At 50.2% G+C, this 5,609-nt stretch carries 8 protein-coding genes; 7 read left to right on the top strand and 1 reads right to left on the bottom strand.

Features of this window, described 5'->3' with window-relative positions:
• The first annotated feature begins 133 nt into the window (after positions 1-133).
• The 7 genes from HED67_RS12235 to HED67_RS12205 all read left to right on the top strand — a co-directional run bounded on the left by HED67_RS12235 (position 134) and on the right by HED67_RS12205 (position 5,393).
• Positions 134-475 (top strand): helix-turn-helix domain-containing protein, encoded by a 342-nt coding sequence (locus tag HED67_RS12235; RefSeq protein WP_002595108.1) that lies wholly within the window; start codon positions 134-136, stop codon positions 473-475.
• Positions 468-764, top strand: a complete 297-nt coding sequence (locus HED67_RS12230; RefSeq protein ID WP_002592121.1) for a DUF3847 domain-containing protein — start codon at positions 468-470, stop codon at positions 762-764. The genes HED67_RS12235 and HED67_RS12230 overlap by 8 nt, the downstream gene beginning before the upstream one ends.
• A gap of 317 nt (positions 765-1,081) precedes the next feature.
• Positions 1,082-1,279 carry a helix-turn-helix transcriptional regulator gene (locus HED67_RS12225; protein WP_002595107.1) on the top strand — a complete coding sequence of 66 codons (198 nt, stop codon included), beginning with the start codon at positions 1,082-1,084 and terminating at the stop codon, positions 1,277-1,279.
• A gap of 2 nt (positions 1,280-1,281) precedes the next feature.
• The gene (locus HED67_RS12220; RefSeq protein WP_002595106.1) at positions 1,282-1,698 is read left to right on the top strand and encodes a hypothetical protein; all 417 of its coding nucleotides are present in this window, start codon (positions 1,282-1,284) and stop codon (positions 1,696-1,698) included.
• Between the two features lie 103 nt (positions 1,699-1,801).
• The gene (mobQ, locus tag HED67_RS12215; RefSeq protein ID WP_002595105.1) at positions 1,802-3,376 is read left to right on the top strand and encodes a MobQ family relaxase; all 1,575 of its coding nucleotides are present in this window, start codon (positions 1,802-1,804) and stop codon (positions 3,374-3,376) included.
• 66 nt (positions 3,377-3,442) lie between these two features.
• Positions 3,443-4,087 (top strand): CHC2 zinc finger domain-containing protein, encoded by a 645-nt coding sequence (locus tag HED67_RS12210; RefSeq protein ID WP_002595104.1) that lies wholly within the window; start codon positions 3,443-3,445, stop codon positions 4,085-4,087.
• Entirely contained in the window at positions 4,056-5,393 is a 1,338-nt protein-coding gene (locus tag HED67_RS12205) for a virulence-associated E family protein (protein ID WP_007047420.1), read from the top strand. Before HED67_RS12210 ends, HED67_RS12205 begins: the two co-directional genes overlap by 32 nt.
• A gap of 28 nt (positions 5,394-5,421) precedes the next feature.
• On the opposite strand, the gene HED67_RS12200 is transcribed toward HED67_RS12205, so the two are convergent.
• The coding region (locus HED67_RS12200) for a tweety protein (protein ID WP_330611379.1) at positions 5,422-5,609 on the bottom strand (188 nt) is incomplete at its 5' end.

Raw genomic sequence — 5,609 nt, 5'->3', positions numbered from 1 at the left:
ACCGGGGGCGTGTCACTTACAACGAATTATGCCGGAAATGCCAGCATGGGTGCAGGCAGAGCTTCCGGGCGGTTGTGGTTGACTGCCCCCGTTATTTATCCAAACGAGCAAAGAAAAAGGAGGAACACACCGAATGAATTTTGAATTTATGACGATAGACACACCATTGCCGCCGTGTATGCCATTTCCCATAGCGTTGACAGGATTTCCAGTCAGCAGCACCGCAAAGGTCATGTACTGCCGGATGCTGGACGCTATGCTATCCAAAGGGCAGGAGGACGAAAACGGAATCCTGTTTGTCTGCTTCCCTGTCACAGCCATTGCTACAGTCCTGTCCCGCAACTCCATGACGGTCAAGCGTTCTCTGAATGAACTGGAAACCGCTGGGCTTATCATGCGGGTGCGTCAGGGCGTGGGAGAACCAAACCGGATTTATGTGCTGATACCGGGAAAGGAGGACGCTGCCCTTGCCTGAGACCTCAAAGCTGGAAAAACTCAACTGGGAGCTGGAGAAAAGCGAAAAGAAACTGCGGAAAGCCATCAATGATGAAAAGGCATTGCAGTACCAGTTAAAGCAGCTTACCCGAAAGGAACGAACGCACCGGCTCTGTACCCGTGGCGGTATGCTGGAAAGTTTTCTGCAAGAGCCGGAACGCCTGACAGATGATGATGTCATGCTGTTGTTGAAACTCATTTTTCACAGGCAGGACACGCAGGAACTATTGAAAAAACTGCTGGAACGGGAGAAGCCGGAAACCCCTTAGTTTACTAAGGGCGCAATTATACACCACCCAGAGGTTGGTGCATTGCGTTCTCCGAAGGCTCCTTGCCGGAGGGCTGTGATTTTCCGCAGTCAAGGTCTGCTCCAAATCATACAGGGGACGCTACGCTTCCCCTGCGCTGGCTGCCGCCAGCTACCCTTTTGTGGACTTGCCATCTGGGGACACCTTGCGTTGCAAGCTGTTCCCAGCCGATAAGTTTCATAAAATATAATGCAAATGGAAAGCTAACTTGACATAAAAGAACTATGTGATATAATGGAAGCATGGAAAGTTAACTTTCCATAAGAGAGGAGGATGACATGAAAAATCGCCTGGAAGAATTACGAAAGCAACGAGGCATAAAGCAAGAAGATTTAGCAAATGCATTGGAAGTATCACGACAGACCATCGGCTCTTTGGAAAACGGACGCTATAACCCATCTATTCAGTTGGCATTTAAGATTGCCAGATATTTCAACATGAGTATTGAAGAAATTTTTATTTACGAGGAGGATTGATTATGAAAAAAAGGTTGTTGATTTTAATGACAGTTACAGGAATGATTATTCTACTGGGAGGATTGCTAACATACGGTTTGGGAGTACATGAAATAATACCTGTGCCACGTCCCGACTTAATAGTAGTAGGTACATCTCTCATTGGAATTTTGCTGATTGTATCTGGTGTGTGCGACTTGTTCGTTAAGAAAACCAAAGAAATGGAAATAGAGGAAAATGACGAGAGAAATATTTCGCTTAGTAATGCTGCTATGGCAAGTGGCTTCAAGGTAATGAATGTTACGATTGCTGTTTCTATTTTTGCTTTGATTTTCACCGGATATATGACAGTAGTCCCATGTTTCACTATTATTGGGGCTTATGCTATTGGACAAATTGTATTTATTGTGCGACTTTGGTACTTGCACAAAACTATGTAAATGTATTACTAAATACCCGCCGCCCCCAGCGGCACAACAAGCAGGAAATCTGAAAAGGTATCCTGCTTTTTCTATGTCCAAAAACGGAAAGGAGGAACACAAAATGCCCTGTCCACACAACGAAATCTCTATTGTGCAGCGCAGCCACCGCCAGTCTGCGGTTGCCGCCGCTGCTTACCAGAGCGGCGAAAAGCTGTTCTGTGAATATGACCAGGAAGTAAAACACTACCCGGAAAAGCGTGGTATCGTCCACAATGAAATCCTGCTCCCGGCAAACGCTCCCCTGGAGTACACAGACCGCAACACCCTCTGGAACGCTGCCGAAGCTGTTGAGAAGCAATGGAACTCCCAGCTTGCAAGGCGGTGGGTGCTTTCCATTCCCAGAGAGATACCGCCCGACCAGTACGCCGCCCTTGTACGGGATTTCTGCCGCCAGCAGTTTGTTTCCAAAGGAATGTGCGTGGATTTTGCCATCCATGACAAAGGGGACGGAAACCCACACGCCCATGTCATGCTGACCATGCGGGCAATGGATGAGCGTGGGAAATGGCTTCCCAAGAGCCGCAAGGTCTATGAACTTGATAAGAACGGGGAACGAATCAAGCTCCCGTCCGGCAGGTGGAAAAGCCACAAGGAAGATACGGTTGACTGGAACGACCGCAAATATGGCGAAATCTGGCGGCATGAATGGGAGGTCATCCAAAACCGCTATCTGGAAGCCAACAACCGCCCGGAACGAGTAGATCTCCGTTCTTACGAAAGACAGGGGCTTGATATTATCCCTACCGTCCATGAAGGGGCTGCTGTCCGGCAGATGGAAAAGCGTGGGATTCAGACGAACATCGGCAACCTGAACCGAGAAATCAAAGCCGCCAATAGTTTGATGAAGTCCATCCGGCAGCTTATTAAAAATCTCAAAGGCTGGATTGCGGAGCTTAGCGAAAAGCGGAATGAACTGCTTGCCCAAAAAGCTGCGGAGGAAGCGGTCTTTCTTCCCAATCTGCTGATGAAGTATATGGAGATACGAAAGGCAGAACGGAGCAGCTGGACACGGGCGGGACAAAGCCGGGGGACTTCCAAAGACTTAAAGGCAGTCAGCGAAGCCCTGTCCTATCTCCAGAGAAAGGGACTTTCCACCGTGGAGGATTTGGAAAACTTTATAGAAACGTCCGGGAAATCTGCCGCCGACTACCGAAAGCAGATGAAGCCAAAGGAAACCCGCAGCAACGTGATTGACGCTATCCTTGCCGCCCGGACGGACTGTAAGGAATGTAAGCCCGTTTATGAGAAATACCAGAAGATATTTTTCAAGAAAACTAAGGAAAAATTCAAGCTGGAACACCCGGAGGTTGCCCGGTTTGAGAAAGCCAGTGCCTACCTTGCCAAGCACCCGGACGATAAGGACAGCACGAAAAAGGAGCTTTTGCAGGAACAGGCGAAGCTTGTGGACGAAATCGCAGACTTGAAAGTACCGTTGACCGAGGTGCAGGAAGATTTGAAGAAGCTGTGGGACATCCGCTACTGGGTACGGAAAGCCACACCCGGCACAGAGGAAAGCAAAGAGCCGCCCAAGAAGCAGCCCCTCAAAGAAGTCTTGCAGGATAAGGCTGACGAGAAGAGAGCACAGAAAAACGCCCCGGCGCAGACGAAACACAAACAACAGGATATGGAACTTTAACAGGCACTTGCCATTTTCAGATTGAGAATGATAAGTGCCTTTTCTTTTTTACAAGGAGGAATTGATTTGAATGTATTTGAAGCTGTGAAGCAGTCCGTTACGACAAGACAGGCTGCGGAGCATTACGGAATCCGGGTAAACAGAAACGGGATGGCTTGCTGCCCGTTCCACAACGATAAGACCCCCAGCATGAAGCTGGACAAGCGTTTCCACTGCTTCGGATGTGGTGCAGATGGGGATGTGATTGATTTTGTAGCTGCCCTGTACGGGCTGGGGAAAAAGGAAGCCGCCGCACAGTTGGCGAGTGACTTCGGGCTTGCCTATGAGGACTGGAAGCCACCGGGCAGGGCAAGGAAGCCCAAGCCCCGGCAGAAATCCCCGGAAGAACAGTTCCGGGAAGCAAAGGCACATTGCTTCCGTGTCCTTGCCGATTATCTACACCTCTTACGGGTATGGAAAACCGACTATGCCCCGCACTCCCCGGAGGAAGCGTTTCATCCCCGGTTCGTGGAAGCCTTGCAGAAGCAAGCCCATGTGGAATATCTGCTGGATGTGCTGCTGTTTGGGGATACGGAGGAAATCGCTTCACTGATTACGGAACATGGAAAGGATGTGATACAGCTTGAACAGCGAATGGCAGAGCTTGCCGCCGCAGACGCAGCAAGAACTAAAAAACACCATGAACGCCATGCAGCCGCCCCAGAGCGTTGAGGAAGTAAAGGCAACTCTGGAAACCACCGAGAAAGGCGGTGTCCGCCAGAGCATACGGAACTGCCTGACCGTATTCCAGCGTGACCCGGTGCTTGCCGGGGCAATCGCCTATAACATCCTGACCGACCGAAAGGACATCATAAAGCCCATCGGTTTTCACAGAGAAAGCACAGCCCTGACCGATACAGACATGAAGTATCTGCTTCTCTATCTGGAGGAAACCTACGGGCTGACCAGTGAGAAAAAGATTGAAACCGCCATCGGGATTGTGGCGAATGAGAATAAGTACCACCCCATCCGGGATTTTCTGAACAGCCTTGCATGGGACGGGACGGAGCGCATCCGCTTCTGTCTGCGGCACTTTCTGGGGGCGGATGTGGACGATTACACCTATGAAGCCCTAAAGCTGTTTCTTTTGGGGGCGATTACAAGGGCATTTAAGCCCGGAAGCAAGTTTGAAATCATGCTGTGTCTGGTAGGCGGTCAGGGGGCTGGCAAGTCCACCTTCTTCCGTCTGCTGGCAGTCCGGGACGAGTGGTTTTCCGATGATTTGCGGAAGCTGGACGATGATAACGTGTACCGCAAGCTGCAAGGTCACTGGATAATTGAAATGTCGGAAATGATGGCAACCGCCAATGCCAAGAGCATTGAGGAAATCAAGTCTTTTCTAAGCCGACAGAAAGAGGTTTATAAGATACCCTATGAAACCCACCCGGCAGACCGTCCCCGTCAGTGCGTGTTCGGCGGTACTTCCAACGCCCTTGACTTTCTCCCCCTTGACCGTTCCGGCAACCGCCGATTTATCCCGGTCATGGTGTACCCGGAGCAAGCCGAGGTTCACATTTTGGAGGACGAAGCCGCTTCCAGAGCCTATATCAGCCAGATGTGGGCGGAAGCAATGGAGATTTACCGAAGCGGCAGGTACAAGCTGTCATTCAGCCCAGCCATGCAGCGGTATCTCAAAGAACACCAGCGGGATTTTATGCCGGAGGACACCAAAGCCGGGATGATACAGGCTTACCTTGATAAGTACACCGGGGAAACGGTCTGTTCCAAGCAGCTCTACAAGGAAGCCTTAAATCACACCTTTGACGAGCCGAAGCAATGGGAAATCCGGGAAATCAACGAGATAATGAACCAGTGCATTACCGGGTGGAACTACTTTTCCAATCCAAGAATGTTTGCGGAATATGGCAGACAAAAGGGCTGGGAGCGTGAAATCCCGGCAACGGACACCGACAACCCGCCCGAAAAATCTATGGACGGTTTTGTGGAGGTCACGGAGCAGATGGAGCTTCCATTCTGAAAATGACAGCCCGTTGCCGACTTCGTTGCTATCCCGTTGCCGAGCCGGTTGCCGGGGAAAAACCCATAACTGCGGGCTTTTCTCCCCTATGACAACCAAAACAACAGAAAAATAAAAGAAAAGTATAAATAGTAACCACCGCCAGATTGAGATTGTTTGCAAGGTCTTTTGAAGCCCGTTGCCGGACTTCGTTGCCGACACCCTCTGTCTGGCTAT

The sequence above is a fragment of the Pseudocoprococcus catus genome (assembly GCF_019734885.1).
GTDB lineage: Bacteria > Bacillota > Clostridia > Lachnospirales > Lachnospiraceae > Coprococcus_A > Coprococcus_A catus.
Note: the sequence above shows the minus strand (reverse complement) of the source record. Positions and strands in the feature narration are given on the sequence as shown.

Excerpts from the sequence above, each read along its gene's own strand:
- HED67_RS12235 (WP_002595108.1), top strand. The coding sequence starts at position 134 with ATGAATTTTGAATTTATGACGATAGACACACCATTGCCGCCGTGTATG.
- HED67_RS12225 (WP_002595107.1), top strand. The coding sequence starts at position 1,082 with ATGAAAAATCGCCTGGAAGAATTACGAAAGCAACGAGGCATAAAGCAA.
- HED67_RS12220 (WP_002595106.1), top strand. The coding sequence starts at position 1,282 with ATGAAAAAAAGGTTGTTGATTTTAATGACAGTTACAGGAATGATTATT.
- HED67_RS12205 (WP_007047420.1), top strand. The coding sequence starts at position 4,056 with ATGAACGCCATGCAGCCGCCCCAGAGCGTTGAGGAAGTAAAGGCAACT.
- mobQ (WP_002595105.1), top strand. The coding sequence starts at position 1,802 with ATGCCCTGTCCACACAACGAAATCTCTATTGTGCAGCGCAGCCACCGC.